At 61.2% G+C, this 24,335-nt stretch carries 17 protein-coding genes and 1 pseudogene; 9 read left to right on the top strand and 9 right to left on the bottom strand.

Features of this window, described 5'->3' with window-relative positions; all coding sequences use genetic code 11:
- Positions 1-143 precede the first annotated feature (143 nt).
- On the top strand, positions 144-2,855 hold the full coding sequence (gene valS / locus IH881_12345) for a valine--tRNA ligase (protein ID MCH7868479.1): 2,712 nt from the start codon (positions 144-146) through the stop codon (positions 2,853-2,855).
- A gap of 24 nt (positions 2,856-2,879) precedes the next feature.
- Here the strand turns inward: valS and IH881_12340 are convergent, their stop codons facing one another.
- Together IH881_12340 and IH881_12335 are read right to left on the bottom strand one after the other, a co-directional pair.
- Complete coding sequence (locus tag IH881_12340; protein MCH7868478.1) at positions 2,880-3,221, bottom strand: hypothetical protein; 342 nt, start codon at positions 3,219-3,221, stop codon at positions 2,880-2,882.
- A gap of 286 nt (positions 3,222-3,507) precedes the next feature.
- Positions 3,508-4,191, bottom strand: a complete 684-nt coding sequence (locus IH881_12335; GenBank protein MCH7868477.1) for a hypothetical protein — start codon at positions 4,189-4,191, stop codon at positions 3,508-3,510.
- A gap of 118 nt (positions 4,192-4,309) precedes the next feature.
- On the opposite strand from IH881_12335, the gene IH881_12330 reads away from it, so the two are divergent.
- The 3 genes and pseudogenes from IH881_12330 (at position 4,310) to IH881_12320 (ending at position 8,327) form a co-directional block, all read left to right on the top strand.
- The gene (locus IH881_12330) at positions 4,310-4,516 is read left to right on the top strand and encodes a hypothetical protein (protein ID MCH7868476.1); all 207 of its coding nucleotides are present in this window, start codon (positions 4,310-4,312) and stop codon (positions 4,514-4,516) included.
- Positions 4,517-4,594: 78 nt separating this feature from the next.
- Positions 4,595-6,202 (top strand): methylcrotonoyl-CoA carboxylase, encoded by a 1,608-nt coding sequence (locus tag IH881_12325; GenBank protein ID MCH7868475.1) that lies wholly within the window; start codon positions 4,595-4,597, stop codon positions 6,200-6,202.
- A gap of 52 nt (positions 6,203-6,254) precedes the next feature.
- Positions 6,255-8,327, top strand: a pseudogene (locus tag IH881_12320) (biotin/lipoyl-binding protein).
- A 29-nt stretch (positions 8,328-8,356) separates the two neighbouring features.
- Here the strand turns inward: IH881_12320 and IH881_12315 are convergent.
- Positions 8,357-10,408, bottom strand: coding sequence for a family 20 glycosylhydrolase (locus tag IH881_12315; GenBank protein MCH7868474.1), 2,052 nt, complete (start codon positions 10,406-10,408; stop codon positions 8,357-8,359).
- A gap of 373 nt (positions 10,409-10,781) precedes the next feature.
- Entirely contained in the window at positions 10,782-11,711 is a 930-nt protein-coding gene (locus tag IH881_12310; GenBank protein ID MCH7868473.1) for a homocysteine S-methyltransferase family protein, read from the bottom strand.
- Positions 11,712-11,830: 119 nt separating this feature from the next.
- Here IH881_12310 and IH881_12305 point away from each other — a divergent pair, with 119 nt between their 5' ends.
- From IH881_12305 to IH881_12295, 3 genes are all read left to right on the top strand, one after another.
- On the top strand, positions 11,831-12,574 hold the full coding sequence (locus IH881_12305; protein ID MCH7868472.1) for a hypothetical protein: 744 nt from the start codon (positions 11,831-11,833) through the stop codon (positions 12,572-12,574).
- Positions 12,575-12,631: 57 nt separating this feature from the next.
- On the top strand, positions 12,632-14,014 hold the full coding sequence (locus IH881_12300) for an FAD-dependent oxidoreductase (GenBank protein ID MCH7868471.1): 1,383 nt from the start codon (positions 12,632-12,634) through the stop codon (positions 14,012-14,014).
- 97 nt (positions 14,015-14,111) lie between these two features.
- The gene (locus IH881_12295) at positions 14,112-15,503 is read left to right on the top strand and encodes a hypothetical protein (protein ID MCH7868470.1); all 1,392 of its coding nucleotides are present in this window, start codon (positions 14,112-14,114) and stop codon (positions 15,501-15,503) included.
- Here the strand turns inward: IH881_12295 and IH881_12290 are convergent.
- Complete coding sequence (locus IH881_12290; protein ID MCH7868469.1) at positions 15,478-18,027, bottom strand: Smr/MutS family protein; 2,550 nt, start codon at positions 18,025-18,027, stop codon at positions 15,478-15,480. The genes IH881_12295 and IH881_12290 overlap by 26 nt on opposite strands.
- Before the next feature lie 86 nt (positions 18,028-18,113).
- On the opposite strand from IH881_12290, the gene IH881_12285 reads away from it, so the two are divergent.
- Positions 18,114-18,947: an N-acetylmuramic acid 6-phosphate etherase gene (locus IH881_12285; protein MCH7868468.1), complete on the top strand. Its 834-nt coding sequence runs from the start codon at positions 18,114-18,116 to the stop codon at positions 18,945-18,947.
- A 30-nt stretch (positions 18,948-18,977) separates the two neighbouring features.
- Here IH881_12285 and IH881_12280 read toward each other — a convergent pair whose 3' ends face one another.
- From IH881_12280 to hflX, 4 genes are all read right to left on the bottom strand, one after another.
- A complete protein-coding gene (locus IH881_12280; protein ID MCH7868467.1) occupies positions 18,978-20,081 on the bottom strand; it encodes an acyl-CoA dehydrogenase family protein in 1,104 nt (367 codons plus the stop codon).
- A gap of 274 nt (positions 20,082-20,355) precedes the next feature.
- Positions 20,356-20,706, bottom strand: coding sequence for a hypothetical protein (locus IH881_12275; GenBank protein ID MCH7868466.1), 351 nt, complete (start codon positions 20,704-20,706; stop codon positions 20,356-20,358).
- A gap of 263 nt (positions 20,707-20,969) precedes the next feature.
- A complete protein-coding gene (locus IH881_12270) occupies positions 20,970-21,971 on the bottom strand; it encodes a ketoacyl-ACP synthase III (GenBank protein MCH7868465.1) in 1,002 nt (333 codons plus the stop codon).
- Positions 21,972-21,981: 10 nt separating this feature from the next.
- Positions 21,982-23,694: a GTPase HflX gene (hflX, locus tag IH881_12265; protein ID MCH7868464.1), complete on the bottom strand. Its 1,713-nt coding sequence runs from the start codon at positions 23,692-23,694 to the stop codon at positions 21,982-21,984.
- Positions 23,695-24,146: 452 nt separating this feature from the next.
- On the opposite strand from hflX, the gene IH881_12260 reads away from it, so the two are divergent.
- A partial coding sequence (locus tag IH881_12260; protein ID MCH7868463.1) for a hypothetical protein occupies positions 24,147-24,335 on the top strand: 189 nt, incomplete at its 3' end.

The following is a 24,335-nucleotide window of genomic DNA, read 5'->3' as shown; positions in this document are numbered from 1 at the left end:
GGTGAATGCAGGGGAAGCGTCTAGCGATTTATCCCATTGGGAGGCAGTCATCGGGGCGTGTTCTATATTGAGCAACCTTTCGCTCAGGGCGGTGGTGTCCATTGCGCAAAGGGCTCGAACACGGGATTCACGACGAGAAGCAGATGGCCAACCACCTCGATGATCGCGATAGTGAAAACAGCCGGCCCAGGCGAGTGCGCTCGATCGATCCAGCCAAGCTCAGCAAGCACTTCGAATCCGAAGACGTTGAAAAGCGCTGGATCGCAGAATGGGAAGAACGCGGGGTCTATCACTGGGACCCAGATCGTCCGCGCAACGAAACTTTCGTCATCGATACCCCGCCCCCGACTGCGTCCGGTTCTCTGCACGTGGGTCACGTTTTTTCCTATACCCACACCGATGTGATTGCGCGCTACAAGCGCATGACGGGCATGAACGTCTTTTACCCGATGGGATGGGACGACAATGGTCTGCCCACCGAGCGGCGCGTACAGAACTATTACCATGTTCGCTGCGATCCAAAGTCGCCCTATGAAGAGGGTCTGAAACTCGAAGAGGCGAACGCCAAGCAGCGGAAGAAACCCGCGCGCCTGATCTCGCGCCGCAACTTCATCGAAACCTGTTACGGCCTGATCAACGAAGACGAAGAGTACTACCGCGCGCTGTGGCGCCGCCTCGCGCTGTCGGTGGATTGGAGGCAGGAATACCAGACGATCGACGACCACTGTCGCGAGATTGCGCAGTTCTCATTCCTCGATCTCTACGCGAAGAACGAAGTCTATACCGACAAAGCCCCCACGATGTGGGATGTCGACTTCCAGTGCGCGGTTGCCCAGGCAGAGGTGGTGGATCGGGATCTCGCAGGTGCCTACCACCAGCTGGAATTTGGCGTCGAGGGAAGCGAAGCGAGCTTTACGATCGCGACGACCCGCCCCGAACTGCTTCCCGCATGCGTCGGAGTTACGGCCCACCCCGACGACGATCGCTACAAAGATCTCTTTGGCAAGCGTGCGGTCACGCCTCTGTTCCGCGCTCCGGTGCCAATCTTTGCGAGTGAATTGGCCGATCCTGAAAAGGGAACCGGCATTTTGATGGTGTGCACCTTCGGCGATGCGACGGATGTCGTGTGGTGGCGGGAAAAGAGCCTGTCCCTGCGCCAGATCGTTTCGATGAGCGGGCGACTCGAACCCGTGACCTTCGGCACCCCCGAATTTGAGAGCCTCGATCCCGAAGCGGCCAATCAGTACTACGGCGAAATTGCGGGCAAGAACGTCAAGCAAGCCCAGAAAAGAATCGTCGAGTTGTTGCGCGATCCAGCGGGTAGCGCGACGGGCAACGGTGCGCCGCTCACCAGCGAGCCCGAAGCGATTCAACATCCTGTGAAGTTCTATGAGAAGGGCGATCGTCCGCTCGAATACCTTTCGACCCGGCAGTGGTTTGCGCGTCTGGTCGACAAGAAAGAGGCGATGCTCAGAAATGGCGCTGCGATCAAATGGCACCCGCCCCACATGGAAAACCGCTATCGCGATTGGACCGAAAATCTCAATCAGGACTGGTGCCTGAGCCGCCAGCGCTATTTCGGGGTGTCGATTCCCGTCTGGTATCCCCTGGACGAGAACGGCGAGCCGAACTACGAAGAACCGATCGTGGCCGAGCGCGCGAGCCTGCCAGTCGATCCGATGATCGACACCGCTCCTGGATACGAAGAATCCCAGCGCGACCAACCCGGGGGCTTTGTCGGTGAAGCCGATATCTTCGACACCTGGTTCACTAGCTCACTCACTCCCCAGATCAGCTCCCACTGGGGCCTCGACGAAGAGCGTCACGCCAAGCTGTTTCCGGCGGACGTTCGCCCCCAGGCCCACGAAATCATTCGCACCTGGGCCTTCTATACAATTGCCAAGGGAATGCTCCACGAAGACGTCCTGCCCTGGGAACACGTGATGATCTCGGGTTGGATCCTCGATCCCGACCGCAAGAAGATGAGCAAGAGTGTCGGGAACATCATGACCCCGATTCCGTTGCTCGAAAAATACACCACCGACGCGGGCCGTTATTGGGCGGCGAGTGCTCGGCTCGGTGTCGATACCGCCTTCGACGAGAAGGTCTGGAAGATCGGCAAGCGACTGGTCACCAAGCTCTACAACGCGGGCAAGTTTGTCCTGTCGCAGACCGGTGAAGTCCATCCCATCTCGTGCGAACTCGATCGGGCCTTCGTGGTCGAACTCGCGCAGTTGGTCGAGCGGGTGACGGGTCAGTACGAAGATTGGAATTTTGCTCATGGCCTGCAGGAGACCGAGAGTTTCTTCTGGACTCATTTCACAGATACCTATCTTGAACTCGCCAAACCGCGGGCGCGTTGGTTCGAAGACGGAGTGCAGGGCGATCGAGTCGCCGAGAGCGGTTCGGCGGTTGCCGCACTTCGCCTGGGTTTCAACGTGTTGCTGCGCCTGCTCGCTCCGGTGATGCCGTACATCACGGAAGAGATTTGGTCGTGGACCTTTGCCGAAGAGACGGGTGAGGCCTCGATCCATCGGGCAGCGTGGCCCGCAGCGACGGACTTCGAGTCCGTGGCGAGCCCTCGCGATCCCCAGAGCTTTGCGCTCGCCGTGGCGGCGCTCGCCGCAATCAACAAGTGCAAGGCCGACAACGAAGTCTCACTGGGCCGCGAAGTCGAAAACCTCACCCTGGTCGGAAACGCCGTGACGCTCGAACGACTCGCTGCAGTAGAAGCCGACGTATTGGCGGCCGTTCGCTGTAATGGTCATCAGAGCAAAGTTGACGCCGCCTTAGAAGACGGCGTCGTAGAGGTGGAGAGCATCGGGTTCGCACCCAAGCCGGAAAAGAAAAAGTAACCTACGAACGCTTCAGCAACGCTCTTAGCGGAGTTCGGCCAGCAAACTCAACAGGACGTCGATCTCGTTCTCGAGGGTTGCAAAGGCGAATTTGGATTCGCTGTCGTGACGCCGGCGCGCAGCGCTCTCGAGGTCTCTTGCCGCATCCGACGCGTCCTGGGCGAGCAGGCTGTCAAACAACATTCCCATGTATCGGGCCGAGAACTCGAGACCGTCGAGTCGCCCCGCGCTGAGATTCGTGCGCATGGTCCGGATATGGTGCGGAACCTCGCCGACGACCGAGTTTGCCAACGAGGCGAGTCGGGAACGGTCGCCGTCCAAATCCCGCAGCATCTGGTGCATGTCGAACGTGGTGACCGTGTGCACGACGTCTCCGTGTTGACGGGGAACCGGGGTAGAAGCCCGGGAAACCATTGAGTCGAGCCAATAAAAGCCCCGACTCCGGTCTGGGTTCTTCAATTTAGACTGTCGAAATGCCTTTTGCAGCAGGGTTGAAGAACTCAACTCCGGCTGCACCCTCGCGGGTGTGCAACTGAAGCTGCAACGGTCACAGTTTCACTGGGGCTTTGTGGGTGATGAAAATTTCGTTCGAGCCAGCTCTGGACTCATCTCGAGTACGCAATACATCTCGACTGCGCAGACCGGCGGGAAGCTATTCCTGCTGGGCTCGCAGCATCTCGCTGTCCTCTGCGTCTTCGAGTTCCCAGCCGGCCGGAGGTCGCACCGAAGCGTGATAGAGCGATGCAACCGAGAGGTTCCACCAGACGAGTGCCGGCACCAGACCCAGGATGGAAAATCCACCAACCAGCGTTGCGAGCGTTCCCACGGCGCAGATTCCGGCCAACTGCCAGAAACAGCTGCGACTCAGCCGGATGCTCTCGACAATTGCCCGCGCACCGGTGAGTTCATCTTCGAGCAAAAGGAAGGGCACGAACTTCGTGGCGCAATAAAAGGCGAACCCGGGTACCACCAGCAGCGCGAACATACCGGGGAGAATCATCAGCATTAACGCGTTGGCGAGGAACAATTGCGAATATCGGCCGAAGATCGCCATCATGTGTTCGATGTTGATGCGACCGCTGCGAACAGCCCGCAAACAGACAAATGACATACCCATTTCGAGCGGAGCGGCGATGGTTAGAAGCAGGGCGAGTGAGTAGAACTGGCCGTATTCGACAATAAAGAACAGAGACCGACAGACTGCGCCTACGATGACTACAACGAATCCTAGGACCAGCAGCGGGACGGCGTCGTCGATGAAGACTTGAAAGCCGTTGACCAGGGAGGCCCGGACCGTGGGCTCCGGGATAAATCCCCAAGGTTTCGCTGTGCGCACGTTTTTGTCTCTCTTCAGAATCCGACGGTGAGCGGGGTCGAGATGAAACTAGAGGCGATTCCCCTCTTCCGGTGCTAGTGGAATTGAGGGAAGTTACCCGGAGACTTGGAGAAGCGAAATGAAGCCTCGATTTTTAGTTCTGCTCCCGGGAGTTCTGACCCTCGCATTTGGATACTGGCTCGCCGAAGAGTCACGTGATGACAGGGAGATCTGGGTGTCGATGGGCGCGTGGATCCTGGGGTTCTGGTTCGCGGGCAGCATCTTGGGACTTTCCGGGTCCGATCGCGATTCCGATGCTTCCGGTGAGGATGAGGACGAAGAGTGATCGAAGGACGACTTGTGCGACGATTCCCCAGGTAGAGTGCAGGATTGCGCGTTCCGAGTTTCATCATGGAGAGATCGAATGGCTGTGATCGGTAACAAGGTCGATAGAGGTTCGGCGACGTTTGCAGAGAACGCGGCGTGGATGGAGGGACTTGTCGCCGGATTGCGAAGCGAAGTTGATCGCACTCTCGAAGGCGGAGGCGAGGCCGCGGTGGCACGCCACCTCTCTCGCGGAAAACTGCTCCCCCGCGAGCGCATCCGACAACTCCTCGATCCGGGCTCTCCGTTTTTGGAGCTCTCCCAACTGGCGGCTCACGACCTGTACGGCGGGAATATTGCTTCGGCGGGAATCATCACGGGTGTGGGGCGGGTTGCGGACCGCGAGTGCGTCGTGGTTTGTAACGACGCAACAGTAAAAGGAGGCACCTACTACCCCATCACGGTCAAGAAACATCTTCGCGCGCAGGAGATCGCGCAACAAAATCACCTTCCGTGTATTTATCTCGTCGATTCCGGCGGGGCGAACTTGCCGAATCAGGCCGAGGTATTCCCCGACCGAGATCACTTTGGTCGCATCTTCTACAACCAGGCCCAGATGTCTTCCCGCGGAATCGCGCAGATTGCGGTGGTGATGGGATCGTGTACCGCGGGTGGAGCCTACGTGCCCGCGATGGCCGATGAGACCATCATCGTAAAAGAGGAGGGGACGATCTTCTTGGCGGGGCCGCCGCTTGTCAAGGCGGCGACCGGCGAGGTGGTCTCGGCCGAAGAACTCGGCGGCGCAGATGTTCACACCATGACTTCTGGGGTCGCCGACTATCTCGCGCAAGACGATCGCCACGCGTTATCGCTGGCCCGAGAGGTGGTCGCCCATCTCAATCGCAACAAGCCAAACACCGGAACGGGTCGCGAACCGAGAGACCCACTACTCGACTCCGAAGAACTCGCGGGCATCATTCCGTCGGACACACGAGTCCCGTATGACGTTCGCGAAGTAATCGCGAGGATCGTAGACGCCAGCGAGTTCGACGAGTTCAAGGCCCGCTACGGCTCGACCTTGGTCACCGGCTTTGCACATCTTCACGGCATGCCAATCGGAATCGTCGCGAACAACGGCGTGCTTTTCTCGGAGTCGGCACTCAAGGGGGCGCACTTCATCGAGCTGTGTTGTCAGCGCAATATCCCCCTGGTTTTTTTGCAGAACATTACCGGGTTCATGGTGGGCCAGAAGTACGAGGCCGGGGGCATCGCAAAGGACGGCGCAAAGATGGTGATGGCGGTCGCGTGCGCCAACGTTCCCAAATTCACCGTCGTGATCGGGGGTTCGTTCGGCGCGGGCAACTACGCCATGTGCGGTCGCTCGTATTCTCCCCGCTTCTTGTGGACCTGGCCCAACGCACGCATCTCGGTGATGGGGGGAGAGCAGGCCGCCAACGTACTCGCGACGATCAAACGCGATGGCCTTGAAAAGAGGGGCGAAGCCTGGAGTGACGAAGAACAGGAAGCCTTCATGGCGCCGATTCGCGAACAGTACGAAGTCGAAGGACACCCGTACTACGCGACCGCACGGATCTGGGACGACGGCATCATTGCTCCGAATGAAACCCGCCGGGTTCTCGCCCTGGGACTTTCGAGCGCGATGAACGCACCTGAAGTGAAGACTCGATTTGGAATTTTTCGCATGTAGCTGCTGCGCCCAGCGCGCTGTCGCGATCGGGGATTGATTCAAGGTGTCGATCGAGAAAGTACTCGTTGCAAACCGCGGGGAGATTGCATGTCGCATCTTCCGGACCCTCCACCAGATGGGCATCGTCGGTGTGGCCGTCTATTCCGATGCGGACTCCCAGGCGCGTCACGTGCAACTGGCGGACGAGGCTCTGCACATCGGTCCTGCGCCGGCCAGTGAGAGCTACCTGAACATCCCGGCGATGCTGGAAGCCGCCGCTCGTTCCGGCGCCGATGCCATTCATCCGGGTTACGGCTTCCTGTCCGAGAATGCGGATTTTGCTGAGGCCTGCCGGGATGCGGGTTTCATCTTCATCGGGCCAGCGCCTGCCACGATTCGTTCCATGGCGGAGAAGGACGGCGCCAAGGCGTTGATGGAAGCCGCGGGGATTCGCGTGATTCCCGGCCACGCGGGAAAGGACCAGGACCCCGGAGCGTTGCGCGAGGCCGGGGATCAACTCGGTTATCCACTGCTCATCAAGGCCATCGCCGGAGGCGGCGGGCGAGGCATGCGCGCCGTGCATTCATCCGATGAATTCCCCGCGGCTCTCGAAGCGGCGAAGCGCGAGGCCCGCGGCGCATTTGGCGACGACCGCATGTTGCTCGAACGGCTGCTGTCTCCCACGCGGCACATCGAGGTTCAGTTGTTCGGCGATGCCCACGGCAACCTGGTGCATTTGTTCGAGCGGGATTGTTCGATCCAGCGGCGGCATCAAAAAATTGTCGAAGAGGCGCCAGCGCCGGGGTTGAGTGATGGGCTGCGAAGTCAACTGGGCGCTGCGGCGGTGAAGGCGGGGCGTGCAATCGGTTACCAGGGCGCGGGCACGGTGGAGTTCCTGCTCGCAACCGGAACAGACCAGGCCTGGTCCCCGGGGTCCGGCGAGCCGCCGCCCTTCTACTTCATGGAGATGAATACGCGGTTGCAGGTCGAGCACCCGGTCACGGAGATGGTCACGGGAATCGATCTCGTCGAATGGCAGATTCGCGTGGCCGATGGCCAGCCCCTGCCCCTGGGTCAGGAAGAGATTGCGCTGCGGGGCCATAGCGTCGAGGTCCGCATTTGTGCTGAGGATCCAGCCGCGGATTTTCTGCCGACCGCGGGCCCGATTGACTACCTCGCGGAACCCGAGCCGCGCGAATCTCTGCGCATTGAAACCGGTATCGGCCAGGGCGACGAGATCTCGGTCCACTACGACTCGATGCTGGCCAAGCTCGTGGTGTGGGGGGATGATCGCTCGGTCGCGATCAGCAGATTGCGCGAAGCTCTGTCGCAATATCACCTGGCGGGGGTCGCAACCAACCTCTCGTTGCTGTCACGGATTGCCCACCACCCGGGCTTCGAGACCGGGTCCTTCGACAACACATTCATCGAAGCCAACCAATCTGCGTTGCTCGATGCAGGGGCGATTTCGGACACAGATGTCCTGGTGTTGGCGAGCCTCGATTCGGTGCTCTCCCGGGCTCGCCGCAGCGATGCGTCGGCGGCTCGAAGAAAGGACCCCCATTCTCCCTGGAACGCCACCGATAGCTGGCGACTCAACAACGAAATCCACGACGTCCTCCACTTCGTCGCAAATGGAGAGGAAAGGACAAGTGAGGTTCGAGGCGAAGGCTGCCCGACCGACCCAGGCGAATACTCGGTGCGGGTCTCGGGGGAGGAGATTCGAGCAATGGGGCGAACCCTCGAATGGCGAGAGTTTGATTCGGAACGAGGGGTGGTGCATCGCTTTGAAGCGACGTTTGCAGGGCGCTCGCTAGAACTGGTGTCGGTAGTACACGGCGCGCAGCTTACGCTCTTTGTCGAGGGGGAGACGTTTCGGCTTTCATCCAAGGATTTCGCGGGGGGATTCGATGAAGAAGTCACGGGCGAAGGGGTGGTGCACACTCCTATGCCGGGGAAGATCATCGAAGTCCTGGTGCGCGAAGGGGACACCGTCGAGAAGGGGCAGGTGATGATTATTCTGGAAGCGATGAAGATGGAGCATAGTGTTCGGGCGCAGGGGGGGGCGATTGTTGAACGGGTGGATGTTGGTATTGGGGATCAGGTGGGGGATGGGGAAACTTTGCTTGTGCTTGGGGAGCGTTGATTGAGCACCGCGTCTGGGGCGAGAGAGGTTTAGGGGAGAGATTTTCGGACGGCGGCCCGGACTCCGTCGAGGTTGATGGGTGCTCGCTTGGTTGGAGTGGGGGGGAGGTTTTTTTCCAGGTGGGTGGCTGCGGTGCGTAGACTTTGGGTTGAGCGTTTGATGCGGTGCTCTGTGATGTCGAAGTTTGAGATGGCGCTGCGGGCTAGCCAGAGTTTTTTCAGGCGAGTGAGGAGGGCGGTCTGAGATTTTGCCAGGGCTCGGAGCCGCTGGGCTAGTCGTTTGCGGTCTCGGGAGGCGAGGCTTTTGGGTTTGCGACGCCAGGCGTTGTAGCGCTGGGCCGCGAGGGTTTTTTCGAGGGCGAACAATGATGCGTCCGCGGCGTAGAGCAGTTCGCGCCAGGTAGCCTTCTCTTCGCGGAAGCAGTCCTTCGCGTCGTCGATCTTCGCTCGCACTCGGATGAGCTTCTTGCACGATTTTTCGAGCGCGCCCTTCTTGCAGTTCGCAATGAAGTAGCTCTCTTCGAGGGTGTCGAAGAAGAGGTACTGGATTGGAGATCCGTTGAATACCTTGAAACCAGTGTCGTGGATGTCGCCCAGCTCGCGATAGAGCCGCGCTGCGGTGCCACGGTTCGAGGTTTCACCAAAAAGCCGAGCCGAGAAGGCCCGGTCGAAAGATTTCTTGTCGACGTCACCCGACCAGCTCTGCTGAGCCCCGTACGCGTAGGCGAACCAGGAGTTGCCCAGCAAATTGTAGTGACCAAAGTCTCCCCAGTCGGTGTTGATCAGGCCCAACGCGCCGAACTTGCGGCCGGCGGCCGCCCAGTTTGCGATGTTCCGCAGACTGTTCTCGACCCGTGGAAACAAAGAGTTCCAACTCGACGTCCCGGGACATACCAAAAACTCGAGATCGTTGTCCTTGAACACTTTGACCCGGTCGTACTTGAATTCTGCTTCGTACCACCAGTCGAGCATCACGATGTCTTTTGGAATTTTGGAGATGCGCCCGGGGTGGGCGTGGACCACGTCGCCCCAGATCATCGTGCGCTTGCCGTGCCGGTTCGCGAGTTCGCGCAACACGTCGATGTGTTCGAGATATAGACCGCCGGCGCCCAGTTCATCGCTTCGCGCCTTTCCCTGGCCGCGACCGAGATCCCAAGGCTCGTCACAGTTTGCGTTCATGAGCGGGGAGCGAAAATTTGGCAAGTATTCGTCGTAGAGATCGCGCAACAAGGCGCGGCTTTCCGGGTTGGTCGGGGCGATCGTCCAGCCTTCGTCGGTCTCCGCCAACTCCCGGTAGCGGGGAAGCGACAAGATGTGGTCCATATGCCCGAGGGACTGCAAGCAGGGCACTAGCTCGACGTGGTGCTGTGCCGCATAGTGGTCGAGGTCGCGCATGGTTTCGGCATCGAGCGGGGAAGCGTCGGCGCCGATCTCCGGATGTCGGCGGAAGCGAAACGTGTGCTCGGTATAGAGCATCAGCAGATTGAGCTTGAGCTTGACGGCGACGTCCACGATGCCGAACAAAGTCTCGAGTGTCGGAACCTTGCCTCGAGAGACATCGAGCATGATGCCCCGCATGGCAAAGTCGGGTTCGTCCTCGATTTCGCAAACAGGCAGCGACCTTGCTTCCTTCTCCGTTCCTCCAGCCAGAAGTTGGATCACGGTTTCGACCGCGTAACGCAGTCCTGCCCGTCCACCTCCCCGCAACTCGACCGCGTCCTGTCGGATTTCTATGCGATAGCGATCTCCCGACTTGCGCGACGTTTCTCCCCCGTGTCCGAGGGCGATCTGCGGGCCGAGATCTGCGCGGCGCAAATGAGCTTCGATCGGAAGCCGAACTCGGCATGCGCGCTCGATGGCGTCGCGCAAAATTCGTGCGGTCGCCCAACTCGTCACTCCGGCGCTGGGTGAAAGGACGATCGGGGTATTGCGATCGAGCGGAAAGTTGCCCGGCCCCTGGATCAGTTTCTTGGGTGCGGGCAATAGAGGGGGCAGAGACTTCGCACCGGACGTCCGGGTCAAGCGCGTGTCGGTCTTGAGAAGAGCGCTGGAATTTTGCGAGCCGGAACGTCTAGCTGCCACGGTCGAAGTCTACCGAATACCCACAAGTCGAGATCCAGCCGAGCGCTGATGTGTGGGTGAGGAGCGAAAAAAGAAAACGCGCCCGGATCGGCTCCTGACACAAAGTGACAGGGGAGGGGTAGCCAATCCGAGCGCGAATAAATTGTTATTTCGTGCAGTTCTTATGTGGAGTTAGAGCAAGGTGCGTGCCAGAAGCCCCAGCCAGCGGAAAAACTATGAGAATCAATTTAAGTCATTGGAATTGCTATCGATATTCTCAGCGTTGATCTAGCGACCCCCCACCCAGCGGCAGAGAGTGCGCAGCCCCGCATTCGGAGTGACACAAATTGTGTCCGGCGAGCCGTGGGCTGACCACTTTGGGCAGAGTCAGCTCTCAGCGGTCCAGGAGACAGGCCTCGCCCAAGGCGCGAATGTGCTCTGGCGTTGTCCCGCAGCAGCCACCCACCACCCGTGCCCCGGCCGCGATCCAACGCCCGGCCTGTTCGGCGAACGCGGCGGGTTCACAGTCCTCTCGCCGCTGATCCGGAGAATTGGGATAGGGTGCCCCGAGGTTGGCGTAGACCCCGAAGGCGAGTCCCGAAGCCGCCAGGGGAGCGAGGCACGGGGCGACGGCCGAGGGAGGCAAGCAGTTGACGAGGACGACCTCGGGTCCCGTTGTGCGGACGGCTTCCAGGGCTTCGTCGAGCGGTTCCCCGGAGAGCAGTCGCCCGTCGCTTCCGCAGATGAAGCTGATCCAGAAGGGCAGCTGTGTGAGGGCGGCCGCGTGCGCGGCGGCGAGGGACTCACCGATACAGTTCATGGTTTCCACCAGAATCAAATCGACGCCGGCATCCGCGAGATGGTCCGCGTGTTCGCGGTGCTCGATCTCGAGGGATTTGGCGTCCGGAACCCAGTCGGGTCGATAACAGTCTTCGAGCGGGGGCGCGGAACCCGCGACCCACACCTTGCCCGGCCGGCGATTGGTCGCTTCGCGCGCGAGTGAAACCGCGAGTCGCGTGAGTTCGCGGGCGCGCCCCCGAAACCCAGAATGTTTCTCGAGTACCCGGGACTGGGTGCGAAACGTGTTCGCGGTGATGATCTCGGCGCCCGAATCGACGTAGTCGGCGTGGATCTCTGCGATGGCTTCGGGGGCATCCAACAGGGCGTGGCTCGACCACAGCGGCAGGACGGACGCGTGACCGCGGCGTTCGAGTTCGGTTCCCGTGGCTCCATCCAGCAGGATCGGGCGCGCCGCGCCCATACGTTGGTCGAGGAGCGAGCTTCCATCGGAATCGGGGATGTCCCGCTGTTGCCCTGTCGGCACGGCTGTCGGCTCCACTCTTACAACCGGTTCGCCCCGGATCGGATTGCCGGGTAGTGTTGCCCCGACCCCACTCCTGCCCACCCCCAGGGCCCACATCGAAGCCCAAGGAACCCCGAACATTGGCCAAAAATCTCGAGAGCCTGGAACCGAGCGAAGACCTGGCGGCCCGGCTCGCCCAAGCGACCTCTGTCTCCGTGTTCTGTGACTTTGATGGTACCTATTCAGTTCAGGACGTGGGTTCGACTCTCGCGATGAAGTACCTCGGCGAGCGCCGCAAGGACCTTTGGCGCAGGTACGAGCAGGGAGAATTCGCCCCCTGGGAGTACAACCTCGAACTGTTTACCGGGTTCCGTCTCCCCGAGCCGGAACTGCACGAGTTTCTGGCGACGATCGAACTCGATCCCGGCGCCCCCGCGCTTCAGTCCTGGTGCAGCGATCACGACGTTGCGTTTCGCATCTTGTCCGATGGCTTCGACTACAACCTCAACTGGTTGCAGCGTCATAACGGGGTCGAGTTCGACTACGTATCCAACCACCTCGTCTACGGCGGGGAGTCGGGGGAGGAATGGACGATCTCCCCCGGCCGTCTCAACCCCGCGTGCGGCTGCGGCACAGGAACGTGTAAGGCCGGCATTATCGCTGCGCGCCGCAATGAACGTCCCGGGTCGTTCTGCGTGCATGTGGGCAACGGACGGGTCTCGGATCTCTGCGGCGCAGAAGAGGCGGACCTCGTATTTGCAAAGCAGACCCTCGCCGAGGCATTGCAGGAGCGAAAGCAACCCTTTGAGCCCTTCGAGTCCCTGCACGACGTTGTCGCCAAGCTCGACGCGTTGACCCTCGAGGCTCGGGCGCTGCGCGCTTAGCCAGCGGGAGTTTGCCAGCCGAGTTAGTGTTCGCCCTCACGAATTTGGAGTGAAGCGATGCCGGGTGTGCGGGTTGCGGTGATCGGCGCGGGGCTTTCCGGGCTGCGGGCTGCGGCAGGCCTGTCGCGTGCGGGTTGCGACGTAACCGTGCTCGAGAGCAGACGGGAAGTCGGCGGCTCCGCTTCCGGCGGCCGGATCGAAGGCTTCAGCATCGACGGCAGCCTGCCCGTGATGCGCTCCACGGACCTCGCGCTGCTCTCGTGGATCGAGCAGAGCCGGCTCGCCGAACTGTTGTTGCCCCCCCGCGCGATCGACGTTTCGCAGATCTACCGGGGCGCAGTCCAGCCAATTGAAACCCATGGCCTGGCGGCGCTTGCAAACATTGCTGGCGTGAGGACTTGGGACAAGAAGCGCCTGTTGCGACTTCCGCGCTTGATGGATCGCTACCGCCCCATGCTCGACCCGGATCAACCTGAACTTGCCGCCGACCTCGATTTCCGCAGTGCGCGTGACTTCGCCACGCTGTACTTCGGAAAATCGCTGTGGGACTACTGGATTTCGCCAGAGACGACATGCGAGTATGCGGGCGATGAATTGGAGCTGAGCCGGGTGGCGTTCTTGCTCGCCCGGATTGCGTCGCGAGAAGGCCGGGCGCCGCTCGGCGTGCCGCGAAGTGGCTTGTGGGAGTTGGTGGAGCGAGTTGCGGCGGAGCTCGATGTCGCGCGAGAGGTGAGAGCGGATGAAGTCGTCGCTCGACCCGGGGGCGGGTACGTGGTCCACTGCAGTCGTGCGGATCGCGCGAGCGCAAAATCTTCTTCCCGGACGTCCGGCTCTCTCGATGTAGAAGTCGAAGCCGTGGTGATTGCAACTTCGCCCGAGACGGCCGGGCGCATTGCCGCCCCGGTGCTGGTCCCCGCCGAGCGCGACTTCTTTGCCGGCTACTGTGGCGGACCTGCGGCTTCTCTGACCCTGGCGCTCGATTCGCCGATTGTGCCCGGGGCAAGCTTCATCCGGGTACCCAAGGCTGAAGCCTCCTCGATCGAGTGTTACCTCTGCGAGTCGGGTTCGGCGGAAGGTCGCGTGCCCGAGGGCAAGGGCCTCCTCACACTCCGCGCAAACGTAGGTTTTGCCAGGGCCTATCTCAGCGCTAGCGACGAAGTGGTCGAAAAATCACTGCTCGCTGCAGTTTCGAGATTTCACCCCGAGGCTGTGGGTCGGACGCGATTCACTCGTCTGCGACGCAGTCCCGACGGCAAGCCAAATTTCCACGTCGGTGCGTATCGGGATCTCGCGCGCTTCGCAAAGGTGCAAGAAGATCGCGGCAACGCCGGAAGGCGAATCTATTTTGCTGGCGACTATCTGATCGGGCCGAGTGCAAACCATGCGGTGGCTTCGGGGCGCCGCGCCGCCGCAGCGCTGCGCGCCCATTTCGGCGACTGAACACCGCTTTGCCGTGAGCAACGCTTGTTTGTTGAGACGGTTTCGCCGATAGCGACTCCAATCGTTTCGATTTGGCGTTTCGATTTGGGGTCTTGGCTTGTCGCAGTTATCACTCGGTCGTTGTTATAGACGCGGATTTGGCGTTTTCGCATTTTCTTGGATCGTCGGGTCAGCGGCCCTGTACTTCTACGCACAAGACATCCCCAGCCCCGCAGACGCAGATCTCTCATACACGAGCGAACCTGTGCCGGCCGCGCGCAACGCCCTGACCAGGCTCAACGAATCCGTGCAGAGCTTGAAATACCCCCACGACTACGACGAGGCCACCGATCGCATCGACCTGGCAATTATCGGCGCGGCATGGGATTCCGACTGGGTGGCCAAGACCCTCGACAGCAACGCCATCGCTCTGGAGCGATTCGAACGTGCGTTCGAGACCGATGCGCTGCAGATTCGCGTCGTGTCGAACTACGGCGAGCAGCAAGTGCTCGGGGGGTGGCTGATGCTGACGAAGCTCCGCGCCCTCGAGTCGCGGAGAGTTGCGCTGGGGGGTGAACCCGAGCGAGCGCTCCAGTCGCTGCTCGTCCTCGCGCACTTCGGCACGCGGATCCGCGAAATCGACGGAGGCCGCATGATTCATTACCTGACCGGCACCTCGGTCATTCGCGTCGCGCTGTCGGCGATACAGAGCGTTTTGAAGGACGCTTCGGTAGACCCCGAGTTGGCGAACCAGCTGGTGCGCTCACTGGACGGCATGCGTCTCAAGCGAGACGGATGGGCCCGGGTTGCACGGGGTGACTATCAATGGATCAAGGCGGTGCTCGACGAGTCGGTTGCGGCGCGCGAAAGCGCTGGTCCTCGAGTTTCGCGAGATCCGTTTGCCCGAGACGTCCTCGAATCCCTGCTCACCCTGGCGCCGAGATGGTACTCGCTCCAGCGAAACAGGACGCTCGCGAGACTGGCCGGTCATTACCGCGACAGCATGAGCACGAGCGTGAGCAGTGTTTCGTCGACCTGTGCCGGTGTGCGATGTCGCGAGGGGGCAGCGCCTATCGTGCAAATTGCGCCAAGCGTGTATTCGATCGAACGCAATGCACTCGGCAATTACTGGGCTGACCTGGCCCAAAGGTCAATTCAGATTTATCAGCAGACGGGCCGTGTTTCAGAGTCGATGGTCTCTGCCGTTCAGGTGATGATTGCGCTGCGGGCCTTCGAGGGAACCCGCGGGCGTATGCCCGACAAGCTCGACGAACTGGTGCCCGAGTATCTCGATCACGTTCCGCTCGACTACTTCGATGGACACGCGATTCGCTATTCCTCGGATCAACATCTGATTTATTCAGTGGGTTCTGATCTCGCCGATGCCCAGGGACAGTGGAACCCCGGAGAATCTTGTCATTCAGAGTTGAGCTTCCCCATCCCCTTTGCGACGGAGGGTCGCGCTGCGGCGGTGCGCTCCCTGATCATCTGCGGAGCGTCGCGATCGTAACCCCTTCTCCGCCCTCACCTCGCTCGCCCGCCCGGTGGGAAATGATATGCGGTGAAACAGTAAGGTGTTCGCGCACGGCACTGCGCAGGGCGCCGGTTCCGATGCCGTGGATGATGCGCAGGATCTCGTCGCCGTCGCGCAGCCCAAGGTCGAGCGCTCGCGCGAGTTCGTCGAGGGCTTCGTCGACGCGCCTTCCCCTTAGATCGCATTCCCGGCTCCCGCCCCCTGGTGCGACCTCGGTGGAGTCGGGTTCGGCGCGCTCGAAGTGGACTTTCCCCCGCCCGTCGTTAGCTGCGGCGGCATTCGATCGCTCCGCGTCCAGTGGCAGCCGGACCTTCGCGGCTTCGAGGTCGAACTTTGCGCTCGCGATCTGAACCGTGACCCGCCCGCGGCGATCGGGTAATGATTTCAGCACGCCCTTGCGCCCGCCCGGGAGCAACACCGAGTCGCCGGGTTTCGCGCGACGCCAGTCGACCGCAGGGCCCGTTCGCTCTTCCGGAAGCGGTTCTCGGGGCTGCTCCTGGCTCCGTTCCTCGAGGCTCAGCAAGCGTTCTCGGGCGTGGGCGGCACCCCGTGCAGCCTGTTTCGGCGTCGTGTCTCCCGCGCGTTGAAGTCCTCGAATGACCGCCGCCACCTGGGCGTGAGCGTCCTTGAAGGTCGCGTCGAGATCCGCCCGCATGGATTCGTAGATCTTGTCGCGACGTTCTTGCAGGCGTTCGAGTTTGCCCTGGTACTCGCTTCGCGCCGTTTCGCTTTCGGCCCGCAAGCGGACTGCTTCTTGTTTTTCTCGCTCGAGGGTGGCCCGACTGTTTGCCAGCTCGCTCAACATCTGATCGAGCTGTCGGTCCTCGCGTTCGAGCAGGGCATTTGCGCGGTCGAGCACCTCCGGTGCCATGCCCATGCGCGCCGCGACGGCGGTTGCGGATGAAACCCCCGCGCTACCTGTGTGGAGACGAAAGGTGGGGGCGAGGGTGATGGGGTCGAACTCGACGCACGCATTGCAGAACCGCTCGTCGACCTCGGCCATTTCCTTCAACAAGCTGTAGTGGGTTGTCGCGATGACCCTTGCGCCCCGGGCGGCGAGGGTCTCGAGGATCGATTGGGCGAGGGCCGCTCCCTCGCTCGGGTCCGTGCCGACGCCGACTTCGTCGAGCAAGGCCAAGGTATGCGGAGATGCCGCCTCCACGATGCCCGACAAGTTGACCATGTGGGCAGAAAAGGTCGAGAGACTTTCTCGCAAGTCCTGGCCGTCGCCGATGTCGACGAGAATGTTGTCGAACAAGTCGACTCGTGCGCCGGCCGCAGCGGGGACGTGCATGCCCAGGCGAATCATCACCGCCGCCAGGCCTACGGCCTTCATCGCGACCGTCTTGCCTCCGCCGTTGGGTCCTGAAATGATGAGCACGGTGTGGCGCTCGCCCAACTCGATGTCGTTTGGCACCGCTTCGCCCCTGGGGAGCAGTGGATGGCGCAGTCCCTCGAGTCGGAAGCAGCCGCCTCGTTCGACCGCGGGGTGCACGGCATCCAGTTCGATTGATAAATGACCGCGGGCGAAGGCGAGGTCGATGGTCGCAAGGGCCACGAGCCCAATCTCGAGCGAGGGACGTGCCGTTGACACCGCTTGGGATAGATCGCGCAGCACACGTTCGATCTCTCGCGCGACCTCGAGTTCGGTTTGCTTCAGTCGATTGTTGAGTTCCACCACGGCTTCGGGTTCGATGAAGAGCGTGGTGCCCGATCGCGAGGCATCGTGCACGATCCCCCGCACCCGGTTGCGAGCGTCGGCGCGCACCGGCAGCACATAGCGATCGTTGCGCACGGTGAAGTAAGAATCGGAGAGCGCAGCCTGCACGTTCGAATCCCGCAGATAGCTGCCGAGGCGGCGTTGCAACTGCGCCGCGAGATCGCTTGCCTGCCGGCGCGCGTGTTTCAGCGCAGGGGAAGCCGCGTCGCGAACCTCGCCCGAGGGATCGAGGCAGTGAGAGATTTTTTGCGCGAGCTGAGGGTCGAGTTCGATGCTCTCGGCGAGACCAGCGAGCAGCGGTGCACTGTCGCGACGCGCACCCAGGTAGACGAGAACCTGGCCCACAGCTTCGAGGGTCTTGAGAACATCGAACAGTTGCTGGGCCGACAAGATCCCGCCCATCTCGGCCCGCCGCAAGCCGCGCCGCAAGTCCGCGACTCCGTGCAGGGGAGGACTCTCCCCCGCTTCGAGCAGATGGCGAGCTTCGGAGGTTTCGGCGAGACGCTCGCACACTCCCGCAACTGAAGTTTCGAGTTCTGCGAGTGCGCAACCGTCCACGAGACGAACTCCCGTGGACGCTTCTCGCATTCTTTCCTCACTGGAATGGCCGTGGGAGTTGCCGCGTTGTGTGTCCGTTTCTTCTGCGGCCTGGGCGTCGACCTGGCCCAAGACGCCCAGCCGCAGACGGGCCTGAGGCGTGCGGCAGTAGCGCAGCAAACGGCTGACCACCTCAGGCCATTCAAGGCTTTCGAGGGTCTTCTGCGCAAGAAGGAGTTCCATCTGCAAAGCCTAGCCCCGATCCCCTGCTCGAATGATCTTGCGTACAACCTTCAGCTTACGGTTCGAACCGGCCGAAATACAACGCCATGGCGAGAGAATGTCCCACCGAGGCGATTTTGGAGTGCGCGCGCGATCTCGATCAGCGCAGTGTCGGCGAGATCGTCCGGTTGATCCACCGAGAAGACGCCGTCGCGCTCGAAGCCGTGAGCCTGGTCTTCGACCAGATCGAAGCTGCGGTCGATGTTCTCGAAGCCACAATCGCGGGGGGCCGAACCTGGTTCAACGTCGGGGCGGGGACCAGCGGGCGCATTGGCGTGCTCGACGCCTCGGAGATTCCCCCGACCTTCGGACTTTCACCAAAACGCGTGCAGGGAATCATCGCCGGTGGTGACCGGGCGCTCCGCATTGCGGTCGAGGGGGTGGAGGACAACTTCGAAGCCGGCAGCTGGGAACTCCGCGAGCGAGGACTCACCATGGGTGATGCGATCGTGGCGATTTCCGCGAGTGGCTCGACCCCATTTGCGCTGGGGGCCATCGAAGCGGCCCACGAAGTGGGTGCGCGCAGCATCGGGATCTCTTGCGACCCCAACTCCCCCCTGGCCGAAGCAGTGGAAATCTCGATCGCACCGCATGTGGGTCCAGAAGTGATCGCCGGCTCGACCCGGATGAAGGGTGGCCTGGTTCAGAAAATGATTCTCCACACCCTATCGACCGCGGTCATGGTCAAGCTCGGGCGGGTCAAGGGAAACTTGATGACGAACCTCGCACCCAGCAACGACAAGCTCAAGGACCGAGCCCTGCGTATCGTGCTTCAGCTCACCGAGCTGACTCCAGACCGGGCGCGCCAGCTGCTGGATCAAAACGGTGGCTGCGTCGAAGCCGCGCTTCAAGCTGCGCGCAGCCCTGTGGGCGGAAATTGACAATATTGTGTTCAGGTCCCGCCGCGGCTGCTAAATCGCCCGCATCCCGGTGATGTGTTCCCCGACAATGAGCGTGTGGATATCGTGGGTGCCCTCGTAGGTTCGCACGGTCTCGAGGTTCATCATGTGCCGCATGGAAACGTAGTCGTCCACGATGCCGTTGGCGCCGAGCAGGTCTCGCGCTTCCCGCGCGACCTGCAGTGCAATGTCGACATTGTTCCGCTTTGCCATCGACACCATCACGGGCTCCAGGCTCCCGGCATCCTTGATACGACCGAGGTGCAGCGATAGAAGCTGAGCCTTGGTGATCTCGGTGAGCATGATCGTCAGCTTCTGTTGGGTGAGTTGCTTGCTGGCGAGCGGGCCTCCCTGAACGATCCGATCTTTCGTGTACTGGACCACCTCGTCGAAACACGCCATGGCGGCGCCCATCACACCCCAGGCAATTCCGTATCGCGCCTGGGTGAGGCAGCTCAACGGTCCGCCGATGCCCTTGGCGCCGGGCAGCATGTTCGCTTCCGGTACTTCGACGTCGTGCATGAAGAACTCCGAGGTGATCGATGCCCGCAAGGAAAACTTTCCCTTGATGTCCCGTGCGTCGAAGCCCGGCCGATCGGTCTCGACGATGAATCCCCGCACGCCGTCGTCGGTGTTAGCCCAGACGATCGCGACATCGGCGACGGAACCGTTGGTGATCCAGCGCTTGGTCCCGTTCAACACCCAGCTACCGCCCTTGCGTTCGGCCCGAGTCACCATGCCGGTGACGAAACTTCCGAAGTCCGGCTCGGTCAGACCGAAACAGCCGATCTTCTCTCCCGCCGCCATGGCGGGCAACCAGGTCTCTTTTTGCTCCTCACTCCCGTAGGCGTGAATGGGGTACATGCAAAGGGATCCCTGCACCGACGCAAACGAGCGCAGGCCCGAATCGCCTCGCTCGAGTTCCTGCATCATCAATCCGTACGAGACGTTGTTCATCCCCGCGCAGCCGTAGCCTTTGAGGTTGGCGCCGAACATTCCCATCTCGGCAATCTGGGGCACGAGGTGCATCGGGAAGGAGCCGTCGCGGCGAATGTGATCGGTGAGGGTGGGAAGAAATTCGCCGGTCACCCATTCGCGCACGGAGTCGCGCACCATGCGCTCTTCTTCGCTGAAGTGAAAGTCGTCCAGGAGGAGGAAGTCGGGGGATTGATACGCGGCCACGTGGGTCTCCGAACTTGGGATGTTTGCGGTCTGAGATCGAGAAATAGAGACTAGCAGCTCGAAACAGGGCCCCGGGCACAGGAAAGGCCCGGCGAATCTGGCTTCGACCGGGCCTGCTGGGCGAATCTGCGGGCTACTTCGGCGTGGGGTTATGCGCGGGAGCAGACTGTGCGACCCGCGCGACTACTTCAACCCAGTGCCGTCCGACCTACTCGAGCAACTTTTCGAGGGAGCGGACCTTCCGGGTCAGTGAATTCACTTTCTTCTCGAGCTTCTTGACGTCGTTGCTGCTGGCGACGGGCAGTCGGGCCAGGAACTCGTCCAGATTGTTTTCGATCTGCTTCAAGACCTCGATCCGGTAGTCGTCGGCCGCTTTGATTGCGGGAATTTCGAGCAGCTGCTTCTGCACCTTTTCGGCTCTGGCCTGTGCGCGTTCGGAAAAATCGCGTCGGTTTTCGTCCGCACGTTCCTGGAGCCTGTGCAGCTCCTCGCCCGCGTTTCGGATACCCGCCTGAACGCGATCCAATCCGTCTTCGAACAGGCTCGCTCTTGCTTCCATGATCGTTGCCCTCCTCAGAAAATGCTGGCTTCCGGAGTCCGCAGGCAGCTTGGACCCAGTCGGGACGGTTTGCGCCTATCGGTTCGGAAGAAAACTGCTCATCGGTCTGCGGGGCCGGAGCGCACCTTCAGCGGCTTGTGAGCTGGGGCAGTTTAACACGTTGCGTCATGGCATCAACAAGTGCAGAGAAAAACTTAACTAATTGATATCCAAATAGAATTAAAAATGTGGCGGTCGAGATCGACGCGCTGCGGCATAGGGAATTACCAGCGAATCAAAGCGCTAGCCCAGGTGAATCCGGATCCGAAAGCGGTCATCGAGACCAGCTTTCCCGGCGTCAAGCGGCCGTTCCTCGTGGTCTCTGCGAGCAGCATCGGGATCGAAGCTGCCGAGCAGTTCCCGTACTTCTGGATGTTGTTGAAGACCTTGTCCTCGGAGATCCCCATGCGTTGGGACACCGCTTCATTGATCCGGAGGTTGGCCTGATGAAAGAGAAAGAGATCGACATCGTCGAGCTTGGCGCTCGCTGCGTTGAGTGTTTCGATCAACACTTCGGGCATACGACTGACGGCGTGCTTGAACACGTAGCGGCCTTCCATGTGTGGATAGATTCGACCATCGTCGATCATCTCGTGAGTAAGCCTCGCTGGCGTTTGCCCAGAAGACGGTGCTTCGATCCAAAGTCTGCGCGCGAACTTGCCTTGAGCGTGCATGCGTACTTCGAGAATCCCCGCTGGATCGGATTCGTCGGGCTGCGATTCCAGGATCACTGCTCCCGATCCGTCGCCAAAAATTACACTCACGTCTCGGCCGCGGGTACTGACGTCGAGACCGGTCGAATGCACTTCACAGCCCATCACGATGACGCGATTGAATTTGCCGCTGATGATCAGGCTGTCTGCAATGTTCAGGGCAAAGAGAAAGCCACTGCACTGAGCGCGCAGATCGAGACAGGGAACTTCGCCCATGTCGAGGGCTTCGTGGACGAAAAACGAGGTACCGGGAAAGTCATGCTGTGAGGAGAGCGTTGCGAGCAACAGGCAGTCGATGTCACCGACTTCGAGATTGGCCTGCTCGAGCGCTTGGTCGATCGCTTTGCGGCCGAGGCTGGCGGGGGTCTCGCCCTCCGTGATCCAGCGTCGTTCGGCAATGCCCGTGCGCTGTCTGATCCATTCGTCGCTGGTGTCCATTCGCTTCGCGAGGTCGTCGTTGGTAATGACCTGGTCGGGTACGCACATTCCTGTGCCGACGATCTTTGATCGCATGCCCATGCTCCTATACCCCCTCTGTTTCAACCTCGGCCGCGAGTCCGTCGAGTAGCCGCCGGTCAAAGTCCGGAGCTTCGGGACTCCACAATATTTCTTCCGCCCGCATCAGGAGATCGCGCAGGCCCTGTTTTTTGAGCGCCGAAATCGCGATGCCCCCGTGGCGACGGGCAATCGCCTCCCCAACCCCGTCAGGCAGACGGTCGACCTGATTTAGAACCAAAAGCTCGGGAATCCCCTGGAGACCAAGCCCTTCGAGCACACTGTGGACGGCTTCTATGCGCAACTCGATGTCGGGAGACGCAGCGTCGACCACGTGCAACAGCAGCACAGCGTCACTCAGTTCTTCCAGGGTAGCGTGAAAAGCAGCCACCAGTTCGTCCGGCAGATCGCGAATGAACCCCACCGTGTCCGTGATGATTACCTCGCGCTCTCGGGGAAAGCGCAAGCGTCGGCTCATCGGGTCGAGGGTCGCGAACATCTTGTCTTCGATGAAGGGGTCACTTTTGGTGAGGCTGCGCAGCAGCGTGCTCTTGCCCGCGTTGGTGTAGCCGACGATCGAGAGAACCGGCACGCCGCGCCGATTGCGCCGGCGACGCCGTTGTTCGCGCTGACCGGCGAGTTTCTTGGTTTCGCGCTCGAGGCGCGTGATCCGGTCGCGCACGCGACGTCGATCTACTTCGAGCTTTGTTTCGCCGGGACCGCGCCCGCCGATCCCCCCGGCCAGCCGCGAGAGCGAAACTTCTGCGCGCTGGGCGAGACGTGGCAGCCGGTATTTGAGTTGCGCCAGTTCGACCTGTACCTGGCCGTCCCGGGTCGACGCGCGCCCGGCAAAGATGTCGAGAATCAATTGGCTGCGATCGAGCACCCGGAGTTCGAGCCGCTCACCCAGGTTGCGCGCCTGGGTAGGGGTGAGATCCTGGTCGAAGATGACGAGGTCGACGTCGCTCTGGAACGCCAACACCATCAGATCCTGCAACTTGCCCCGGCCGACGACGGTCTTTGGATCTACGCGATTGCGATTCTGGGTGAGGACGTCGCAGATGGTGACGTCGGCAGCCCGCGCGAGTTCGCGCAGTTCGTCTAGATGCAACTCGAGTTCGTGGGCATCGCGCCCGGCGGTGACCGAAACCAGGATCGCTCGGTCGCGGGTATCGACCTCACGGCCGCGAACACTGGCGGTGAGATCGTCTTCGAGTTCGCGAATCCAGTGTTGGAATTCGATGTTGATCTGCGCAGGATGGACCGGCTTGTGTTCGACAATGCCTTTGTTGCTGCGGACGGTGGGTTCGAGGGCCGCGATATAGGCGAGCCCGGGGAGTCCGTCTTCGAGCGCTGCTACGCTCACCATCGCGTCGAGGCGCAGCAGTAACAGATCAGTCTGGTCGTCCCGAGTGAGGCCCTCCCCCGCAAGATGGGTGTGGATGCAGCGCAGACCCCGCAAGCGACCTTCCCCCGCGCGCAGACGCCCCCAATCGGGTAGTTCCAATGAACTGGGTCCGCCGACCATGACGTGGGCGACGTTGCCGCGGCGATCGACCAGCACGCCGACCTGCCGGCGAATCTCGCGACTCAACTCCGTAAGCTGCCGGGCGAAGTCGTTGTTGAGGAGCACGTCCGCGTCCAGTTTCCGGCGGAAGAGGCGTTCGAGCCGCTGGACCTGGCTAGCCTTCAGGCCATGGGTGTTCCCGTAAACTTGGATTACAACCTCCTCTCCGACAATCGAGGCCCCGAGGGGCTGAATACGCGAAGGGATTGGAACCGCGTGAGACTGCGCGCTCGAGACCGCCGCGAACGCGACCTTCGACTCTTCTTATAGATGCGGAGGGGCTCGGTAGCAAGACGTAGGCGTCGTTTCGTCGGGGTTGCTTCTTGTTTCTCGTACGCCTCGCACCGAATCGGGCCGGGGTTGTTCTGGTTCGGCTTGGGTTGTTCTGGTTGCGGGGCTTGTGGTCGCGGGGCTTTGGGGGTGAGGCTCGGGGGTCTTGCACTGGGCGTGTTGCCATTTGGGCGATGAGGGAAAGGGGGTTTTCGGGGGTGCTGGGTTGGTGCGGGGCGTGGTGGTGGCGCGGACAGGGGGTGAATGAAAGTTCACGGGTTGTTGTTGTTATTTATTTTAGTTATCTGACGCATTATTGGGTTGATAAGGACGATCGTTCCTGCTACAGTAGAGGCATGGCAGTAATCAAGCAGCTCGAACTCGCTGACTTCGTCATGCAGAAGCGCATGACCTCTGGGCATGGCGGGCCGCGCAAAGGAGCTGGAGCCAAGCGGGTTGGACGTGGCCAGGTGCCTCATCGACAACGATCTGATTTTAATAAACTCACTCCCGCCCACGTGACGTTGCGCGTTGTAAAGGGACTC

Source organism: Myxococcales bacterium (assembly GCA_022563535.1).
Lineage (GTDB): Bacteria > Myxococcota_A > UBA9160 > UBA9160 > UBA4427 > DUBZ01.
The sequence above is the reverse complement of the archived record's forward strand: the minus strand, read 5'-3'. Positions and strand labels throughout refer to the sequence as shown.

Excerpts from the sequence above, each read along its gene's own strand:
- IH881_12300 (MCH7868471.1), top strand. The coding sequence starts at position 12,632 with ATGCCGGGTGTGCGGGTTGCGGTGATCGGCGCGGGGCTTTCCGGGCTG.
- IH881_12285 (MCH7868468.1), top strand. The coding sequence starts at position 18,114 with ATGGCGAGAGAATGTCCCACCGAGGCGATTTTGGAGTGCGCGCGCGAT.
- IH881_12290 (MCH7868469.1), bottom strand. The coding sequence starts at position 18,027 with ATGGAACTCCTTCTTGCGCAGAAGACCCTCGAAAGCCTTGAATGGCCT.
- IH881_12330 (MCH7868476.1), top strand. The coding sequence starts at position 4,310 with ATGAAGCCTCGATTTTTAGTTCTGCTCCCGGGAGTTCTGACCCTCGCA.
- IH881_12280 (MCH7868467.1), bottom strand. The coding sequence starts at position 20,081 with ATGGTGCGCGACTCCGTGCGCGAATGGGTGACCGGCGAATTTCTTCCC.
- valS (MCH7868479.1), top strand. The coding sequence starts at position 144 with ATGGCCAACCACCTCGATGATCGCGATAGTGAAAACAGCCGGCCCAGG.
- IH881_12275 (MCH7868466.1), bottom strand. The coding sequence starts at position 20,706 with ATGGAAGCAAGAGCGAGCCTGTTCGAAGACGGATTGGATCGCGTTCAG.
- IH881_12325 (MCH7868475.1), top strand. The coding sequence starts at position 4,595 with ATGGCTGTGATCGGTAACAAGGTCGATAGAGGTTCGGCGACGTTTGCA.
- IH881_12270 (MCH7868465.1), bottom strand. The coding sequence starts at position 21,971 with ATGCGATCAAAGATCGTCGGCACAGGAATGTGCGTACCCGACCAGGTC.